Raw genomic sequence first — 17,611 nt, 5'->3', positions numbered from 1 at the left:
CCCGTACGGGTGAAAAGCGGCGGCTGGGGCACCGGCTCTGCGGGACGAGCGACGGCCGGCCTTCGGTCCCGGTCGCCCGCGGCCCATGGGCGCCGCGTGGTGCTGCCCTCGCCTGGGCCTGCCCGGCCATTCGCCTGTGACGCGACATCACGCGCGGCGCCGCTGCGCGGGAGGCGGGCGGCGGCGCCGGTCCGCCGTGCCGTCAGTCGCGCGGGACCACGGCGACCGGAGCGGCACAGTGATGCAGGACGGAATGCGTCACGGTGCCGGTGTGCGCACCGATCGAGGACGTGCGGCTGCGGCGTCCGACCACGACGAGGCGGGCATCGTGCGCCGCGGCCGGCAGGTCGTGGGCGGGACGGCCGAGGCGGCAGTCCTCGGTGACCTGCACCTCGGGGAACTCGTGCCGCCACGGAAGGAGCACCGCAGCCAGGGCGTCCGCCTTCGCCGCCTGCACCTGGCCCTCGAGCAGAGCGGCTGCCGCTGCCGCATCCGGACCCCAGGCCAAGGGAAAGTTCCAGCTGTGCACCACGCGCAACCCGGCCCCGTGCCGGTGGGCATGGGCGAATGCGAACTCCAACAGCTTTTCGCACGGATGGGAGATGTCCAATCCGAGCACGACGTCGCCGTCGTCCGCCGGGGGCTTGGTGGCCGGCACCTGCAGATCACGGCTCCGGACCAGCACGACGGGGCGGCCGGTACGGGCGACGACGGCCAAGGACACCGACCCGACGACGAAGCCGGTGATCGCGCCGAGCCCCCGGGATCCGAGGACCAGCAGCTCAGCCTCTTCGGCCGCCTCGCAGAGGGCCTTGGCAGGCTCCCCGCACTTCTGCACCGTCCCCACCTCGAGCCCGGGATGGTGCCTGCTCACCCACTCGGCGGCCTTGCGCGGTGTGCGCTCGGCCCAGTGGCGCCGTGTGTCCGGACCGATGAGCGGTGTGTGCACGTCCGGCGCCAAGTCCCAGACATGGACGAGCCGCAACGGCAGACCGCGCGCGAGCGCCTCCCGCGCGGCCCAGCCGACGGCCGCCATGCTCTCTCGCGAGCCGTCGAGACCGACGGTTACGGTGCGGGGCATCCGGGGACCTCCGAGTCCGAGAGCGGGGTGATGCCGCCACAGTGGCGGGCGCCGACACGGAGCAGGAGGGGCCACAGGTCCCGCGGAGGGCCCGAGGGGCCCGCGGCTGTCCGGAAGCACGGCGGAGTTCGGCGGGCGGCTCGGGCACGCTCGGACCCGCCTCGGTGCGTACGCCGGCACCGCCCGCGTTCACCACCACCGCCACCCTGGTCCCGGCCGGCAGTGGCTGGGAGTGCAGCAGGGCTGCGGTGTCGAGAAGTTCACCGATGGTGCGCGTGACGGTGACTCCGGCCTGGGTGAGCAGCGCCTGGCGGGTCATCGTCGGCGTGGCGGCCGCGGCGGTGTGGGAGGCAGCGGCGCGGCGCCCGGCGTCGGAGCGGCCCGCCTCCACGGTGAGGACGGGCGTCCGCCGGGGGACGCGGCGGACGGTGCGGGTGAAGGCGCGCGGATTGCCGAACGACTCCAGGTGCAGCAGGGCCAGGTCGGTCGTGTCGTCGCCCTCCCACCCTGGAGCAGGTCGTTGCCACTGACCTCGTGCTTGTCGCCCAGGGACACGAAACTGCACACCCCTCAGCGCGTCTTGGTCCGCTCGGGCTGGGTCACCCCCTCTTCTTCACACGTGCGCCTGCAAGCAGTCAGGCCCGGCTCGCCTCGATCAGGCTTCCCTTCCGTCGGCGGGGGCATCGAGCAGGCACCTTCTGACGCGTTCCGCGGCCTCCCTCCGCCGGAACCACCTCAGGGCGGAAGCGAGCACCTCCCCGGACTGGGACATACGGGGGCTGGTCGGCAGACCTGATAGTGCGACCTGCGACGATCCCTCAGCGGCGCGTTCCGCGCCCGCTGCGTCCTGGCCGATGAGAAGCAGCAGCCGAGCGTGGACCCACAGGGCTTCGGCATGCGCCAGTCGGCCGGCGGGGTCTTCCGCCTCGGCAAGTCGGTCGCACAGGCTGTCGGCCCGTTCCACTCGCTCATCGACGCGCAGCAGGAGGCGGGCGAGGCGGCGGCACAGGTCGTCGGACTCATGCGGGCTGACAGCTTCCAGGAAGGAGGTGATCACCTCACCCAGTCCCTTTGTGAAGGACAGGTCGAACTCGACGCGGATCTCCTCGGGACTGCCCTGCACGGTGAACACGTATTCGCCCTTGTGCCATCCCTCGCCCTGATGCGGCTTCCTGTGCCGCTCGAGCAGGACTACGCGGCCTTCGACGAAGCGCGCCCCGCGTTCCAGGTGCACGATGCCCTTGACCAAGGGCAGGAAGATCGCTGCGTCGAGCTGGTAGCGCCGCTTCGCGGCCAAGGACCGCCCTGGAAGGGAGAACTCCAGTGTGTAGCGGTCCTCCGGGCTTTCGAGCTCGGCTGCCAGCGACGACATCAGAGTTGCCGGATCAGCCACCAGACTGCCAGTGCCATCGCCGCACCGGCGAGCGCCAGCACCATCGCGCGAGTCCTTCTGCCGCTGGTGGTCCCATCCCGGCGCGGTGCCGGGAGGGATGCTTTTCCCAGCCGTTCGACTCCCCGCAGGTCGCTGTCGTGGAGTAGGACCGCGATGTCGTCCGGCAGTGTCGACGCTACTCGCTTCACGCCGTCGAGGCTGCCCAGGGCGTGCGTCGTGAAGGCGTACCCGGGCGCCCCGTCCGCCAGCAGGCGCCGGACGCGTGCCAGGAAGGCCCGGGTCGCCACTGCGTCGTGGACGGCGCCCGCCCACGATCCTGTGATGTCCTTCTCCGTCTCCTCCTCGACTGCGACCTCGGCCGCTTGACGAAGCGCGTCGAGCAGCCGGATCTCGACGTCCTCGTCCGCGCCGGACATGACGGCGTCCACGAAGTCGCCGTCGAAGGCGGCGTCCAGGACTTCCCCCAGCCTTCCTCGTTCTCTGTCATCCAGCCCACAGCGCACCAGCCACAGAGCGAGTTGCCGGTCGTGGTGCGCCTCGTTCACCACGACCGTGTGCCGGACGCGGGTGCCGAGCACATCGGTGCGCCGCGAGGGGATGCCACTTATCACGAGGCCCGTGGTGTCTCCTCCGCGCCGCCGGACGATCAGTTCCTCGCTCTCCAGGAAGACCCAGGGGGCGACCGTGTCCCACCATTGTTCGGCCGGAGGTTCACCGAGGAACGTGTAGTCCTGGCCTCGCAGGGTGCCCCGGGTCATCAGGTGGGCGCGCATCCGACCTCTCACCACTCCTCCACTCGCTCGTCGGCGGGTTCCCTGGCGATCCGCTCCAGCACGGCCTTCAACTGCTCCTGGCGGCGCGCGGTCTCCGTCATGACCTGTTGGCTGCCCAGCCGCGTATTCCTGTTCTCCAGCGCCTCACCGAAGACGTAGTAGTCCAGCGCCCCCCAGAACCCCTTCGGTTCCGACTGCCGCTCGAGGGCCGCCTGGTACGTGGCCATCGCGGCCGCGGCCCGCCGCCGTTCCATGGTTTCCTGGCCGGAGACGACGCACCGGCACAACTCCTGCATGACGGTGCCGGCGGCCTTTGGCCTGACTTCGGGCGGTATCTCCCGGAACCGGTAGTGGCCGCGGAAGTCCAGAGTGGGATCACCGTCGGCGTCGCGCATCTCGATCCACTCCCCCTCCATCAGGTCCACGCATCCGTAGGTGTCGATGGGGGCGTAGATCACCCGAACGCTGCGGTTCTTCGTCTCCTCCTGCACCACGCGGACGATCGTCTTGTACTTCTCCCGCACCAGTTGCCGCAGTCGTGCACCCTCCCGCCCCTTGCCGCCGTTGTCGTCGAAGTACTTCTCGCACTTCAACGGGGCGAGCACCAATACGGCCGGCTCGTCCCGGTGTTCGGGCAGGTTGCGTGCGCGAGCCCACTTACGGGCCATCGCCTGTACATCCTCGAAGCCCAGCAGATCGGCTGCCGCCCGGCGCTGCGCCGGGGTCACCGCCTCCATCAGGACGGCCGCCTCCACGGGGACCAGCAGCATCAGGCTTTCGGTGATGTGCGCCTCGCACGCGGCCCAGTTCTCCTTGGCCTGGGGCGCGCGGGCGCGCATGGAGGGGTCGAGCCATCCGCCCGGGTAGTCGAGAATGCTGAAGGGGATCCCTGCCGAGTCGTCCCCGACTGCTTGCAGGCCCACGTCGTACAGGGCCATCGACTGGCTGCCGCCGAGCGAGGCGGCGTCGAACTCACGTGCCTCGATTGCCCGTCGTAGGTCCTTGCGGTTCTTGCGGACCCTCATCTCGGTCGCCTCGTCCATGATGAGGCTGATGCCGCTGCCCGCGAGCATGGTCTCGGTCTCGGCCAGGATGGCGGTGAGCAGAGTCGTCTTGCCGACCCTGGACGGCCCCACCATCGACGCCTTGAATGACAGCGTCAACGTCCGCTCCCTCCTGCCGGAACAGCACGCGGATCCGTGTCGATGATCAGGTTGCGCAGTTCCACGACCAGGGACCGGAGGCGACGCACCTGCGCGGGCGCCGCCTGCGGTCCTGCGCCGTCGCCAGGCCACATGCGGTCCTGGAACCCGTCCACAAGGCGCCTGAACTCGGCCTGGGACGACTCCGACCGCACAAAGGCGTCCTCGAACTGCTCGCCGTAGGCGAACAGCGCCTGGGCTGCCGTCTCCGGCTCCTGGGCCAGAACCGCCTGGGCGTCGTACGCGGCCTGCCGGGCCAGCTGGGTGACCCTTTCCAGCAGCAGTTCGGCGCCTTCTTCCGTCCGTGGCACGGCGAGCAGGGTCGTGGGGCCGTTCTCCCTGGAGGGGTCGTCCGTTTCCGGGTGCAGCACACCCAGGGCGCGACGCAGCCGGGGCAGCACTCGGGTGCGGTAGTCGAGTCGTACGTCCAGCGCGAAGTCGAGTGTCTCGGCCAGGACCGGGCAGGGGTCAGGCGCCTCCCTAAGGGCCCTGGCCAGGGCCGGCAGGAAGTCCTGGGGCCGGCCGGGGGCTGCGCAGTCGGCCGTGCCGTCGACGACCAGTGCCAGCCTGGGTCCGAGGGCGGCGACCAGGCCCGCCCAGTACTCGTCTTGGCGGCGCATGAGGAGGTCGTCCACGGCCGAGAAACGGCGCGCCATCTCCACCCGCACCCGGTTCAGCTCCGCGGAGGCGAAGGGGAGGGACGCCCGGTCCACGCGGAAGCGTTTGAGTGCCCGCTCCCTCCACGCCTCGGCGCCTTCGCCGAATCCGCTGAGCACCCATGCACGGACACTCCGGTGGACCTCGCCGACGCGCTCTGAGAACTCGGTGTCCTCGTAGTCGTCCTCGGCCCGGACGCGCAGCGTGTCGACCCATCCCTGGAGGGAGGCGGCCACTTCTTCGCGCAGTTCCTCGGCGCGGGCGATGGTCAGTTCCGTGGAGGTGGGGACCGCCACGGCGCGAAGCGTGGCGGACCAGGCGGCCAGTTCCGCCACGATGCGGTCCCTGCGCTCGCGGCAGACCGCCACCGCGTCCTCGATGACCGCCTCGTCCATACGCGGCAGGGCGGTCGCCAGGTGTTCCAGGACCGGCTGGAGGACCTCGTCGCGCACGGCGTCGGAGTCGGCTCCATCCGCGAGGACCACCCAGTAACCCCGGTCGGTGTCCGGGCCGTTCAGCCGTTCCCGCAGGTCGGCCTCGAGGGCCTTGATGTTCTCAGGCAGGCAGTCGCCCGTGTTGACCAGGACCAGGGTGAAGTCCCGTACGTCGGCCACGGTGCAGACGCTGCCGATCAACTGCAGGGCGCGGGCGTCCTCCTCCGCCCACATGGAGTTGGTGTCCGTGGGCCGCTTGACGACGATGACGAAGTCCACGTCGTTGCGCAGACCGTCCAGGTGGTGCGCCTCGGCCTCCGGCACCAGTTCGCCCAGGCCGGGCATGTCCACAAGCCCCAGCGCGGTCACGTCCTCGATGGGGAAAGGGCACGTGATCGCCGCGTCCCTGACCGCCAGGTACGGCCGTTTCACGGGCACCGGGCCGGATTCCGGATAGGCCACCCACTCCCTGATGTCCGAGAGGTCCACGGTGCGCACCTCCCCGGTGAGGTTCTGCCGGTACGAGTCGAGGGCCTCCTGCGCCTCGCGCACCCGAGCCAGGATCGGTGCCAGCCGGGGCTGGTCGGGCCCGCCCACGCCGTCGGCGGGGCGCGGATAGCCGAAGCTCGCGAACTCCGGCAGGTTGCACGGCGTCGGCTGGATTCCGAGCTCGGTGTGGTACGGAGCGATCACGTCCTGGATGAACGAGGTTTCGGTGTGCATCGTCAACCGTGCGCCGCGGTCGGTGGCGGAGTGGTAGATCCGACTGCGGACGGCCGTCACGGGCTGGCCGCGGCCGCTCGGTATCTGACGATCGTCGAGTCCGGACAGCGACTGCAGCAGCGTGCTCTTTCCGTTGCGGGCGCGGCCGCTCACGCCGATGTTGACGGTGCTCCTGCTCACCCTGCTGCGGACGGTGGCCAGGACGTCCAGGCAGTCCTGTGCCGCTCGTCCCATCGCTGCCGTGTCCAGTGAGTCCAGCACGGCGTGCGCCGGGCTCTCCTGGCCGGCCGAGCGGACAGCCGCGGTCGCAGCTCCCAGTTCCATGACCAGCCGCCCGACTTGGCGCCATCGATCGATCTGTTCGTCAACCACGGGAAGATGCTCCCGGCGCCTGCGCAGCACCGCGTCGAGTCGTTCCTTGTTGTTTCCCACTGATGTGTCCGCCCCCTGCCCCCACATGCGTCACCGGATGGCCTGCGGGCACCGACGACCCCCATCGGGGCGCCACCCCTCCCGGGCGCCCGATCCAGGCATATTCGTCACGCTATCGAAATCCGGGCGTGGTTCCTGCCGGTTTCCTGAAACTGTGGACGGCCCTCCCCCATTGACGACGGGAGGAGGCCCTCACTCATTTCGGGATCACACGTTCATGATCGCCATCGCCTGTCCCAACCTCTGCGGGCAGAGCGGCCGGCGCCCCTTCGCGGGGCAGACCACAGCCACGGGCTGCTGGAACTCCGCACCCGCCTGTCCCGGCGCGCTCCGCCGTCGGGCACCGCCGTGTACCGGCCGGTCAGGGGCCGCAGGCCCCGCCAGGGGGTTCCTCGGGTGAGACACCGGCGCAGAAGACCGTCAGCCCGATGCGCACGGCCAGCACGCCGACGATCGCCGCCTGGACGGGATCGTCGACCACGTGGCCGGCGATGCCGTAGACGGCGCCTGCGTCGACCAGGACGTCGGAGCCGTCCTTGCGGTATCCCTGGAGCTTCGGGTGGAGGCAGATGCCGTGCCGGATCCGGTCGTACTGGTTGTGGAACCAGTCGCGTCCGAAGCCGCGGGCCTCACGCCGGTCGTCCGGCGTCATACCGGGGCCGGAGCCGAGCAGGCTCAGGCCCAGTTCCTCGTAGAGCTCGTCCTCGGTCATCGCCTGGTACTTGTCGAGCGGGACGTGGTCGGCATCGGTCATCAGCGGTTCTCCTCCATCAGCGCGTACTGGGCGAGCGTGGCGGCGGACAGGGCCGGTTCCAGTCGTCCGGCTGCGGGCAGCGTTCCGTGGATCTCGTCGAGCAGTCCCCAGAAGGACAGCGGCAGCGCGGGGTCGGTGATCTCCTCGGCCCGGCGGTGATGTAGCCCCGCAGGTCGTCCGGGGTCATGAGCGGTCCGTGGCCGGGGACGATCCACTCGGGGTCGAGGTCCGGGATCCGTGCGCAGGCGGCGGCGACGCGCTCCCGGGATCTGGATCCGGATCGGGCGGACTCCTCGTCCTGCTCATCGCGCTGCTCGTCGACGCGGCGCGGGTGATGGTCCTGGAGGCGGACGAGCTGGACGACAGTCCGGCCAACCGCCGGATCGCCGTCACGCGCTGGGGCCAGCCGCGCGGCGAGATCGTGGTGGACGGCCATCCGGTCAACCCGGCTCCCTAGACAGTGGACAGCAGCCGCGCTGGGAACGCAACGCACGTACACGAAGGGGCCGTTGTACGCACCGGTGACCGGCTACGCCTCGACGGCCGCGGCCCGGCGGTCGAAGACAGCACCGGCACCAACGCCGCCATCTCCGACGCCCGGGTGGGCGGCAAGACGGGCACCGCCCAGCACGGCCTCGGCAACACGGGCACCCCCTACGCCTGGTTCATCGCCTGGGCCCAGACCCCGGACTCGGCCCAGCCGGCGGTCGCGGTCGCGGTGGTGGTGGAGGACGCGGACGCGAACCGCACGGACATCAGCGGGGGCGGGGACGCGGCGCCGATCGCGCGGGCGGTGATGGAGGAGGGGCTGAGGTCGGAGGCGGAGGGGCGGGGGCGGTGAGGGGCGAGCCCGCCGTCAACCGTCAAAAAAACCAGCGGCCCCACCGGAAAGAGGTCCGGTGGGGCCGCTGGGTCCTTATGCGGAACCAGTGACGGGGTCATCTCCGGGGGAGATGCCGACCCCGACGCATCCGATCACTTTGAGCGGGTGCGGATCGACGTAGAGCTGAAACCAGTATCCCGCTCGTTCGCGGTCGTCCACGTAGCCCACAAGAAGGCCCCGCTCGCCCATTTCGGCAAGATTCGCAAGGCATTCCGTGGCCCCGACGACCGTCCTGCCGCGCCGTTGCGTGGCTGTCACCCTGCGGCGCAGGACGCCCCGAAGTCTCGGCGCCGGAACGGGGTCGAGCCAGACGTTGAAATGCGCTCCAGAAAGCAGTGCATTTTTGGCCTGTACACTGACCTCGGATCCGGACTCCCATGCGGCGAGCAGTTCACTCGCGGATACTTCGTTCATCTCATCTCCGCCTGACGGGTGACCAGGTCTCCCCGAGGTCGAAGCTGATCTCGTCGGCCTCGATTTCACCGACAATGAGATGCTCGTCTTCACCCCAGTTTTCATATTCCGTGTCGTGGATCTGAATATTCCTCGACGGCCCGATTGCAGGGTCGATGTTTGCCACCCTGATGCGCAGCATCACACCTTCCCCAACCCAGTTCTCGCCCAGAGTCTGGGCACTTTCCGCGGCCGTGTCGGGGTCATCCGTCCACGACGTGAAGTTGCTGTCCGTCTGGTTTGCACCCGAGTGCTGTTCGATGGTCCGGTTGCCTCCGATGGGAACCGCACGGCCTTCAGCAGCGGCATCGTAGCGGTTGTGACCCCTGGCAAGACCGCGGTACAGATACCCGTCCTGGCTCCTTCCACAGTTGTGGACCAGGATCGGGGCACCGCTCGCCACCACGTAGTAGGTGTGGACGTCCGAGACGGTCAGGTTGTGGACCCTGGCGGCTTGACCGGTCCACCGCCGGACGGCGGTGACCTGTACATGGGTACCGGTGCTGGTCTGAAGCCACTCGCCCGATGTCAGGTCGGTGGCGTCGATCCACCTGCCGAGTTCGGGGACCCAGAAGGGGTGGCCGTCGGTCGCGGTGACCTGGGCCGTCTTCGAGCCGGCCGCACCGTCGACATCGATGGTGACGGTAACCAGGTGCTTGAGGCCCTGACCCTTGATCTCCGCGGTGACCGTCTCGATCCGGGTCTCCCCGGTCCTCGGGTCGGTCGCCTTGATCTTGTCGCCGGTCTTGACCTTCTCGATCGGCTTGGTGGAACCATCGGCCATCAACACCTTCGTGCCGGGCACGAAGCTGTTGTCGGCCGTGCTGCAGGAACCGCCGCCACCGCCGCCGCTGGCCTTGCCGGAACCGCCACCACCGCTGGAGCCTCCGTTGCTGCGGGAGGAGGCGCCGGACTTGCCGCCGCCACCGCCGCCGGAGCTCTTGCTTCCGCCGCCCTTGCCGGCTGCGGGCTGGGAGGAGGACTTGGGCGCCGCCTTGGCCTGGGACTGCTTCTGGGTGGAGTTACCCGTCTTCCGCTTCGCGGCGGCCGCTTCGTCGGCCTTTCTCTTGGCGGCTTCCGCGGCCTTCTTCTTCGCTCTTTGGGCGGCCTCCTTCTTGGCCCTCTCGATAGCGGCCTTCTTGGCCTTCAGTGCGGTTGCCTCGGCTGCCTTGGCCGCCTTCAGCACGGCCTCGGCAGCCTTCTTGGCCGCCCTGAAGGCCTTGACGGCCTCGATCGTGCGGTTGACCGCCTTGATGAGGGACGGGATCTTCCCGAGCTTCATCCACGGGACGGCATCCACCACGATGCTGACGCAGGACCACATGTCACCGCCGAAGCAGGCCATGGCGTCGTTGATGCCGATGAAGTCCTTCAGCGTCTCCCACGCCACGGCGAGGATGACCGAGGTGAGGGACTTGCCCTGCATCGCCTGGGCCTGCGCGACCTGCGCCGCGGACAGACCCGCGCCGGCGAGGGCCGCGGCCCTCTCCGATGCGGTCAGGGTGATCGCGAGCCCGGTCGGGTCGGAGTACGTGATCGGGTTGTTCTGTGCGTAGCCGTACCCGTTCGACTGCAGCGGGTCGTTCAGATCGATCAGCGGGTCGACGGACAGGAAGCGTCCGACCACCGGGTCGTACAGGCGGACGCCCAACGGCTGGTATCCCGAGGAGTCGTCCCGCGTCTGGCCCAGGAATCCCTTGTGGTTCTGGAGCTTGGCACCGGCGGTGCCGCGCTCGTTGCCGAAGGGGTCCTGCTTGCGGATGCGCACCGACTGACCGCCGTAGAGGGCGACCTCCGTGTACGCGCTGCCCTGGTGATCCGTGGTCTGGGCGACCAGGGTCTCCCCGCCGGTGCCGTAGGCATAGCGCATGACCGCACCGCCCGGAGCCGGGTAGGTGCGCTGGGTGTTGACCAGGACGCCGCCCTGCTGGACGGTGACCTCGGCCTCGCCCAGGTGCAGCGTGGCCTGCTTGCCCTTGATGGTGAGCAGGCGTTCGCCGCCGGGGCCGTAGATGTGCCGGGTGTCGTTCTGCGGCAGCCACTGCTGGGCCGTGGAAGCGGCGTCACAGGTGGCGAGCACGATCGGCGTGGCGTTCGCGGTGGCCCCGCCCTGGACCGCCAGGCACAGGTTGGAGGCTTTGTGCGTGAGCAGCCCGTTGGCGCCGCGCTGCAGTTCCTGCGCGGCCGCCTGCGCGGCGGTGGTGCCGCACTTCTGGATCTGCACCGCCGAGCCGACGGCGTTGGCCGTGGGCTGGAGGCACCAGGTGCCGTACACCGAGAGCGAGCCCCGGTCGGGGTCGGTCTGCGGAGCAGTGGCTGGGCCCGGGGTGGGCGTGAACTTGAAGTTCTGCGCCGGGGAGGCGTTGCAGGCGTACAGCTGGATCGGCTGGCCGGCCGCGTCCAGACCCGACTTCAGGTCCAGGCACTTCTGGCCGAGACCCACGTACGGGGTCTTGCCGCCGGTGCCCGCGCCGGTGATCCGGTCGACCAGGCCGTCGTGCGTCCAGCTGAATTCCTGCTTGTCGCCGTTCTCGACCGAAGTGATCGTCTTGGTCTCACCGGTGAGCTCGTACAGCCGGGTTGCCTCGGCGGTCACCTCGGCGCCGGCCGGCGTCTTGTACTTCTTCGACACCTTGGTCAGCGAGTGCGGCTGGTCCTTGGCGGCGTTCTTGCCGTACGCGTACGTGGTGACCGCGTTCCTGGTGGTGTCGCCCGAAAGGTCGTTCTCGGTCAGCTGGGTGCGGTTGCCGAGCAGGTCGTACTCGTACTCCTGCCAGTAGCCGGAGCTGTCCGGGCCCGCGGCGACCCGGAGGGTGCCGTCGGCGTTCTTGTTGAGCGTGCCGTCCGGGTTCCTGGGGTTGACGCAGCTCGTCTGGTCCTTGGAGGTCCAGGCGGACTTCAGCTGCCCGATCGGGTCGTAGACGAAGCACTGGCGCTCCGCGATCCCGGTGGACTTCTCCCGGATGGAGGTGACGTTGCCGGCCGGGTCGTAGCCGTAGGCCCGGTTCGAGACCAGGTTGCCGTCGACGACGGTCCTGTCGGCCGTGGTGTCGTTGGGACCGCCCTTCTCGCGGTAGACCGACTGCTCGGTGAGCTCACCGCTGGACTCGTCGAAGGAGTTCTGCGTCCACACCCGGTACGGCATGGCACCGAGAGTCGAGCGCAGGACCTGGCCGTACGGGGAGTAGACCGTCTCCGAGCCGTACCAGTCCTTGCCGGAGATGGAGAGCGGCTTACCGTCCTTGTTGTAGCGGACGACCAGCTTCTCCGCGCCGAACTTGCCCACCTCGGGAAGGGTGGTCTCGTCCAGCATGCCGCGGTCGTTGTACGTGTAGTCGTACCTGTAGTCCTTCTTCAGACCCCAGGTGTCGACGATCGACTGCGGCAGGGACAGCGTGGTCGAGGTCGGCTGGTACTCCTTCGTGTAGCCGTTGACCGTCTGCGTGTACGCCTCTCCGTCGGTGTAGCGGACGGCGGTGGAGGGCATGCCCTTGCCGCCCGGGACGGAGTCGTACGTGAACGAGGAGAGCAGCTTGCCGGCCGGGCCGACCTCGCGTACCTCCTTGGGACGCGACAGCTCGTCGTAGCCGTTCCAGACCTTGACGCCACGGTCGTTCTCAATGATCTGGACCCGGCCGAAGGCGTCGTACGTGTTGCGGCTCGTGCCAGAATCCGGGTCCGTCGACGTCAGTATCTGGCCGTTGTGGTTGTACGTCCACGACCACGGGTGAGTCGGATCCCCGGACGGAATGGCCTTCACGACCTGGCCGCGCGCGTCGAACTGATAGCGCGTCGACGTGTAGCGCTCCTTGACGCCGGTCGGCGAGGTGTACTCGGGCGCCGCCGGGTTGAAGGTGTCTGTACGGGCGGTGCGGCCGAGCGCGTCGGTCCAGACGCGGTAGGACGAGTCGCCCTTCGGGTGGATGACCTTCGACCAGTCCTCGCCGTACTCGTAGCGGACGGCCTTCTCCGGGACCGCCTGCGAGATGGCCTCGGTCGTGCCCTCGAGCTTGACCTTGAGGACCGGCATCTCCTCCAGTACGCGGCCGAGGCCGTCGTACGTGTAGCGGGTGATGTTCGGGATGGTGGTGTCCGCCAGCGGGGTGAACAGCTCGCCGCTCGGGGCGTCCTGGTTCAGGTAGGCGTTGTTGGTCTGGTAGACCTCACCGGCGTTGTTGTACAGCGTGTCGGTGATCAGACGGCCGCCGCCGTCCGCCTCCTCCTGAGACTGCCGCTCACGACCCAGACCGTCATAGATTGTGACGGACTTCTCGATCCGTTCCTCGTAACCACGCGCGTACGTGGTGACGTACGGAGGCTTGCGGGTCTTGCCGCCGTCCGGGTCGTTCGGGTCGATCTCCTCGGCCGGGATGACGTACTCGGCCCTGAAGTCCGGCACGCCCGAACCCGGGGTACGGCCCGGGGCCCAGGCCTCGGCCAGCCGGCCCATCGGGTCGTACACGGCCTCGCTGACGTGGTCGTTGGCGTCAGTGGTCTTCACGGTGACCGAGCGGCCCGGCTCCAGCTCCTGGATCTCGCGGTGTCCGAGCACGTTGGTCGTGGTGATCTTGAAGACCTGACCGGTGGCCGGCCCGAGGGGCTCGTACTTGATCGTGGAGGACTTGGGCGTCAGCTGGGTGAGCTGCGCCGCCGGGGTCTCCTTGACCACGCGGCCGACGGCGTCGAACTCCTTGGTGCCGTTGGTCTGGAAGCCGGTGCCGGTGCCGTTGAGCGTCCACGCCTGGGTGGCAAGACCGCGGGTCGTGGCGCTGAGCGCGTCGCCGTACTGCCCGCCGTCGTAGGCCGCGCGATTGCCTCCGCTCAGCGAACCGAAGTCCGCCCAGTCGGCGTTCGCGCAGAGCGTCGGCGAGACCAGGACCTGCTTGCTCAGACCGATCAGGTTCTTCGCCGTCTGGTGGACGTACTCCGACTTGGTGCAGTACTCGTCACCGGTCCTTCCGGTGTCGCCCAGCGACTCCACCAGCGTCGGAAGCCCGTACGTCGACTCGTACGTCGTCGTCGTCTTCACCGACCGTGTGGTGCGCGGGTCGTCCGCGTTCGTGCCCGAGGACTTCGTGTACGCGATCTCCTCCGGCTCCGTGACCCGCCACGCCTTCAGCGGCTTGAGCCCGTCGCCGAGGTCGCGGCTGGCGAGCTCGGTCGCCTCGGGGATGGTGATGCTGCGGGTCAGCCAGTTGGTGTCCGCGTCCGTCGCGTTGGAGTAGGAGAGCTCCTCGGCGATGCGGCCGGCGAAGGCGTCACGGTCGTACACGGGCTGGCCGTCGTACGTGATCGTGTTGCCGTGGACGTCCTTCATGGGGACGGTGTCGCCCATGCCGCGGTAGAAGCGGGTGACGGCCTTGGTCTTCGGGCCGTCGACGCCGGGGATCTCCTCGGCGGGGCTGGTGCCCTCACCACTGTCGGCCGTGGCCTTGCGCTCGCCCGTGGTGACCGTGGTCTGCTCGAAGCCGGCGAACTGCGAGTAGGTCCGGGTGGACTTCTTCGTGAACTCGGCCTCGGCCAGCTTCCAGCCGGCGTTCTTGTAGTCGTACCCGGTCAGCGTCGAGTACGAGCCGTCGACGTTCGGCAGCTCCTCGATCGTGTCGACGACGTACTTGTTGAACCAGTCGATGTCCTCGATCTCGGCGTCCGGGTGCCAGAACACCGGGTAGCAGAGACGGGTGTTGGACTTCAGCGCGGCGGTCTCGGTCTTGCCCGGCAGGTTCGTGCTGTCCTGACACGCGGTCTCGCGGGGCTTGTAGGTGACGATCGTCTCGCCGCCGTACTCGTTGACGACACGCGCGACGCGCAGACGCGAGAAGCCGGGTCGCGGATCCGTCGCGGCGCTGCCGCGGTAGACGCGGTTGGGCATGTCGTCGGAGTTCGACTCGAACCGCACCGCGTTCAGCTTCACCGAGGCGTCGGTGGAACCCTTGCGGGCGTAGCCGGTGCGCTGGATCGACTCCAGCCAGAGCGCGGTGTTGGCGCCGGTCTTCAGGACCGGGAAGCTCTGCTTGAGCTGGTACTCGTCGACGACCTGGCGCGCGGTGGTGTCGGTACGACGCTGCGCCGAGGTGGTGATCTTGTCCAGGCGCTTGCGGGTCCAGAACGTCGGGCCGGCGTTCCAGCACTTGCGGGTGTACGTCGAGGTGACGGCCTTGCAGTTCAGGTCGGCCGGGGTGTCGTACCAGATGCGGTACTTGCCCGGGTCCTTGTCCGTGAACTCCGCTTCCGAGCAGGTCAGACCGGCCTCGGGGTAGCAGCGCTCGGCGACGGTGAAGCCGACGCGGGCCGGGGCCGTCGCGGAGAAGATCGATTCCTTGCGCTGACCGTAGTAGATGTGCGACAGGTAGCCGCCGCGGTGGTACTTGACCGGGCCCTTGAAGTAGAAGTTCTTCGCGTAGTAGTTCTCCTCGCGCTCCCAGAAGAGGGACATGGCGTTGCCGTGGACGTCCTCGACGTAGTCGAGGTTCCACCGCCAGGCCTGGAGGCAGGAGGAGCTCTTCCAGTTGGTGGTCCCCGCGCCCGCGTAGCAGGGCTCCCCCGAGTGGTTGCCGTACACCGGCACCGAGAGGACGGAGTCGGTGTACGGGTCGTCGGTGGCGGTGCCGTTGTCCGACCAGCCCGGGAGCTTGTTCAGACCGAAGTGGTAGCGGGTGCCGTCCCTGGTCGTGACGACCCAGTACTCGCCGTCCGCGTCCTTCAGTACGCCCGAACGCGGGTCCCTGGACGTGTCCTTGAGCCGCTCGATCTTCGAGCCGTCACCGTTGGCTGTGAACCACTGGCCGACGGGCTTCCCGTCGGTGCCGAGCGGGCCCTTGTCCTTGTCCCAGACCAGCTCGGTGGTCATGCCGCCCAGTGAGAGGGTGGCGTTCTCCGAGCCCCAGCACAGGTCGGCGGTCTTGTGGTCGGTGTTGTTCGCCCCGGCCCGCTTGGAGTCCTGGCGGCAGTTGTTGTACGACCGGGTGATCGAGCCCGCGTTGTAGTCCCAGCCGTCGCCGATCCAGGAGGCCTGGTTGTTCGACGCCGAGGTGCGGCCGTCGACCGTCTGCGAGTTGTACGACAGGGCGACCTTCGGCATCAGACCGCCGGCGGTCTCCGGGACCTGCACCTGGTACGAGTAGGTGAAGGCACCGTTCGACGAACCCGCCGCCCAGGAGCCGGAGGACAGCAGCGGCGAGGCGGTGAAGTCACCGGACGCCGAGGAGCCGGTGTCCATCGCGCCGACGACCTGGCGGCCCGAGGCGCCCACGTTCGACGAGAAGGCGGCCTTGCGCGCGGAGGCGCCCGAGGCCGTCGACGGGGCGTCCTCGTCCGGCAGCAGGTTCGCGACCGGAACCGTGCCGGAGAGGATCTGGCGGGTCGCGGCGTTCTTGGTCTTGCCGGACGTCGCCTTCAGCTTGGTCTTGGCCGCCGGCACCTCCTTGACGGTGCTGCGCAGCCGCTCGACCTCGACGTCCGGCTCGTCCCCGACCGACATGGTCTGGATGCCCGTGTCCGGCGCACAGTCGCCGGTCTCCGGGGAGTCGATGACGCAGCTGGGCAGCAGGACGAGGCCGAAGCGCTCGGCGGCAAGCTGACCGTAGCGGTCCTCGAAGGCGGTCGTGTCGACGTCGACGACCACCCGCGCTGTCGGGTCCGCCGTCACCGGCGGCACGATCTCCATGATCATGCCGGGCACGCCGGTGTCCTCGGACGTGGTCGTCGCCTTGACGGCGACCTGCCAGTCACCGGCGATGGTCGCCGGGTCCTGACCCACTGGCACACCGACACCGACCGGCAGGAGCGCCTGGGTGGTCGTGTTCTTGACCTGGACCGTGGTGCCCGGCGTGGCCGTCGACGGGTTCGCCTGGCCGGCATCCGCCACCCAGGGGTCCGTGGCGACCGGTGCGTAGGCCGTGATCGGGTTCTCCGGCGCCGTGCTCAGCGTCTTCGGAGCCTGCGCGTTGTCGGCGAGCGTGGTGCTCGGCGGAATGTCGGGGAGGTCGACCTCAGAGGTCGTCTCCTCACGGGACATCCCGTCGCCGGGCACCGCCAGGGCCTGCGAGCCCAGACTCGTCACCGTCAATATCGATGACAACAAAAGGACGGTCGCCGTGCGGCTTCGCCGACGGCGCCGTCGTTGTGACTCTGTCGTGGCCAGGCGTCCCCGCCCCAGCCATGACAGTGGACCTGAAGCACGCATGCGCGTCGACTCCCACCCAGACGAACAAGACAACGGAGGTGCGGAAACACCAAAGAGCACGCGTCTGCATCAGGCGCGTGCGTGCGCACTCTCTGTCATCAGCGCCACATGCTTCAAGATCGGGGCAGGGGCGCGGACCGTCGTTCGCATGAGTTGCCTCACGCGATATAACCGCACAGATCAGCGGATCATCTGATCTCTCAGATTAAGCGGCGGGATTCCCTTCATCCATGCCATAACAGGTGATCAAAAGCCGCAGATACAACGTTGGTGACTGAGCATCAGGCGCTCGCCCACTCCACATAACATGTTTACAACACTCTTACATGTAGACGGATCATGTTGATCGTGTGATCGTGTGCGCGCCTTGTGCCCCGCGGCCTGCCGTCCGGGGCTGCCTGTGCTGTCCTGTCCGCCTGGTCCACACGGGAGTAGACCGCCGTGCCCGCGCCGCCTCGTTTCCTCAGCCCATTCGTGCGCACACGCACCAGGCTGAGTCTCACTCTCGGCCTCGTCCTGGCCGCACTCGCCACAGCCCTGCTGCCCTGGTGGCAGCCCGATGCCCCGCCAACCGCGCAAGGGGGCGGGGCGACCGACGCGAGACCGGCGAAGGTCGGCCCGCGCGACGAGGCCGCCGCAGC

10 protein-coding genes and 2 pseudogenes are annotated in these 17,611 nt (G+C 68.9%); 2 read left to right on the top strand and 10 right to left on the bottom strand.

Features of this window, described 5'->3' with window-relative positions; genetic code table 11:
* Positions 1–202: 202 nt before the first annotated feature.
* From O7595_RS23095 to O7595_RS23060, 8 genes and pseudogenes are all read right to left on the bottom strand, one after another.
* Positions 203–1,081, bottom strand: coding sequence for a universal stress protein (locus tag O7595_RS23095; protein WP_269730529.1), 879 nt, complete (start codon positions 1,079–1,081; stop codon positions 203–205).
* Between the two features lie 124 nt (positions 1,082–1,205).
* Positions 1,206–1,651: pseudogene (locus O7595_RS23090) on the bottom strand (GNAT family N-acetyltransferase); the annotation flags it as partial.
* Positions 1,652–1,736: 85 nt separating this feature from the next.
* Positions 1,737–2,474 carry a hypothetical protein gene (locus tag O7595_RS23085; protein WP_269730528.1) on the bottom strand — a complete coding sequence of 246 codons (738 nt, stop codon included), beginning with the start codon at positions 2,472–2,474 and terminating at the stop codon, positions 1,737–1,739.
* Entirely contained in the window at positions 2,453–3,247 is a 795-nt protein-coding gene (locus O7595_RS23080; protein WP_269730527.1) for a hypothetical protein, read from the bottom strand. The genes O7595_RS23085 and O7595_RS23080 overlap by 22 nt, the downstream gene beginning before the upstream one ends.
* Positions 3,248–3,255: 8 nt before the next feature.
* Positions 3,256–4,410 carry a hypothetical protein gene (locus O7595_RS23075; RefSeq protein ID WP_269730526.1) on the bottom strand — a complete coding sequence of 385 codons (1,155 nt, stop codon included), beginning with the start codon at positions 4,408–4,410 and terminating at the stop codon, positions 3,256–3,258.
* Positions 4,407–6,695, bottom strand: a complete 2,289-nt coding sequence (locus tag O7595_RS23070; protein WP_269730525.1) for a hypothetical protein — start codon at positions 6,693–6,695, stop codon at positions 4,407–4,409. Before O7595_RS23070 ends, O7595_RS23075 begins: the two co-directional genes overlap by 4 nt.
* Before the next feature lie 361 nt (positions 6,696–7,056).
* On the bottom strand, positions 7,057–7,449 hold the full coding sequence (locus tag O7595_RS23065) for a hypothetical protein (protein ID WP_269730524.1): 393 nt from the start codon (positions 7,447–7,449) through the stop codon (positions 7,057–7,059).
* A complete protein-coding gene (locus O7595_RS23060; protein ID WP_269730523.1) occupies positions 7,449–7,664 on the bottom strand; it encodes a hypothetical protein in 216 nt (71 codons plus the stop codon). Before O7595_RS23060 ends, O7595_RS23065 begins: the two co-directional genes overlap by 1 nt.
* Here O7595_RS23060 and O7595_RS23055 point away from each other — a divergent pair.
* Both O7595_RS23055 and O7595_RS23050 read left to right on the top strand, forming a co-directional pair.
* Positions 7,646–7,906: a hypothetical protein gene (locus O7595_RS23055; protein ID WP_269730522.1), complete on the top strand. Its 261-nt coding sequence runs from the start codon at positions 7,646–7,648 to the stop codon at positions 7,904–7,906. The genes O7595_RS23060 and O7595_RS23055 overlap by 19 nt on opposite strands.
* Before the next feature lie 99 nt (positions 7,907–8,005).
* Positions 8,006–8,290, top strand: a pseudogene (locus O7595_RS23050) (penicillin-binding transpeptidase domain-containing protein); the annotation flags it as partial.
* Between the two features lie 75 nt (positions 8,291–8,365).
* Here O7595_RS23050 and O7595_RS23045 read toward each other — a convergent pair.
* On the bottom strand, positions 8,366–8,746 hold the full coding sequence (locus tag O7595_RS23045) for a hypothetical protein (RefSeq protein ID WP_269730521.1): 381 nt from the start codon (positions 8,744–8,746) through the stop codon (positions 8,366–8,368).
* Between the two features lies 1 nt (position 8,747).
* Entirely contained in the window at positions 8,748–16,802 is an 8,055-nt protein-coding gene (locus O7595_RS23040; RefSeq protein WP_269732593.1) for a ricin-type beta-trefoil lectin domain protein, read from the bottom strand.
* Positions 16,803–17,611: the final 809 nt, after the last annotated feature.

Origin of the sequence: Streptomyces sp. WMMC940 (assembly GCF_027460265.1) — a bacterium.
GTDB lineage: Bacteria > Actinomycetota > Actinomycetes > Streptomycetales > Streptomycetaceae > Streptomyces.
The sequence above is the reverse complement of the archived record's forward strand: the minus strand, read 5'-3'. Positions and strand labels throughout refer to the sequence as shown.

What these genes read in the sequence shown, in the direction of transcription:
- O7595_RS23065 (WP_269730524.1), bottom strand. Translation starts at nt 7,449, where the DNA reads ATGACCGATGCCGACCACGTCCCGCTCGACAAGTACCAGGCGATGACC.
- O7595_RS23080 (WP_269730527.1), bottom strand. Translation starts at nt 3,247, where the DNA reads ATGCGCGCCCACCTGATGACCCGGGGCACCCTGCGAGGCCAGGACTAC.
- O7595_RS23095 (WP_269730529.1), bottom strand. Translation starts at nt 1,081, where the DNA reads ATGCCCCGCACCGTAACCGTCGGTCTCGACGGCTCGCGAGAGAGCATG.
- O7595_RS23045 (WP_269730521.1), bottom strand. Translation starts at nt 8,746, where the DNA reads ATGAACGAAGTATCCGCGAGTGAACTGCTCGCCGCATGGGAGTCCGGA.
- O7595_RS23040 (WP_269732593.1), bottom strand. Translation starts at nt 16,802, where the DNA reads ATGTCCCGTGAGGAGACGACCTCTGAGGTCGACCTCCCCGACATTCCG.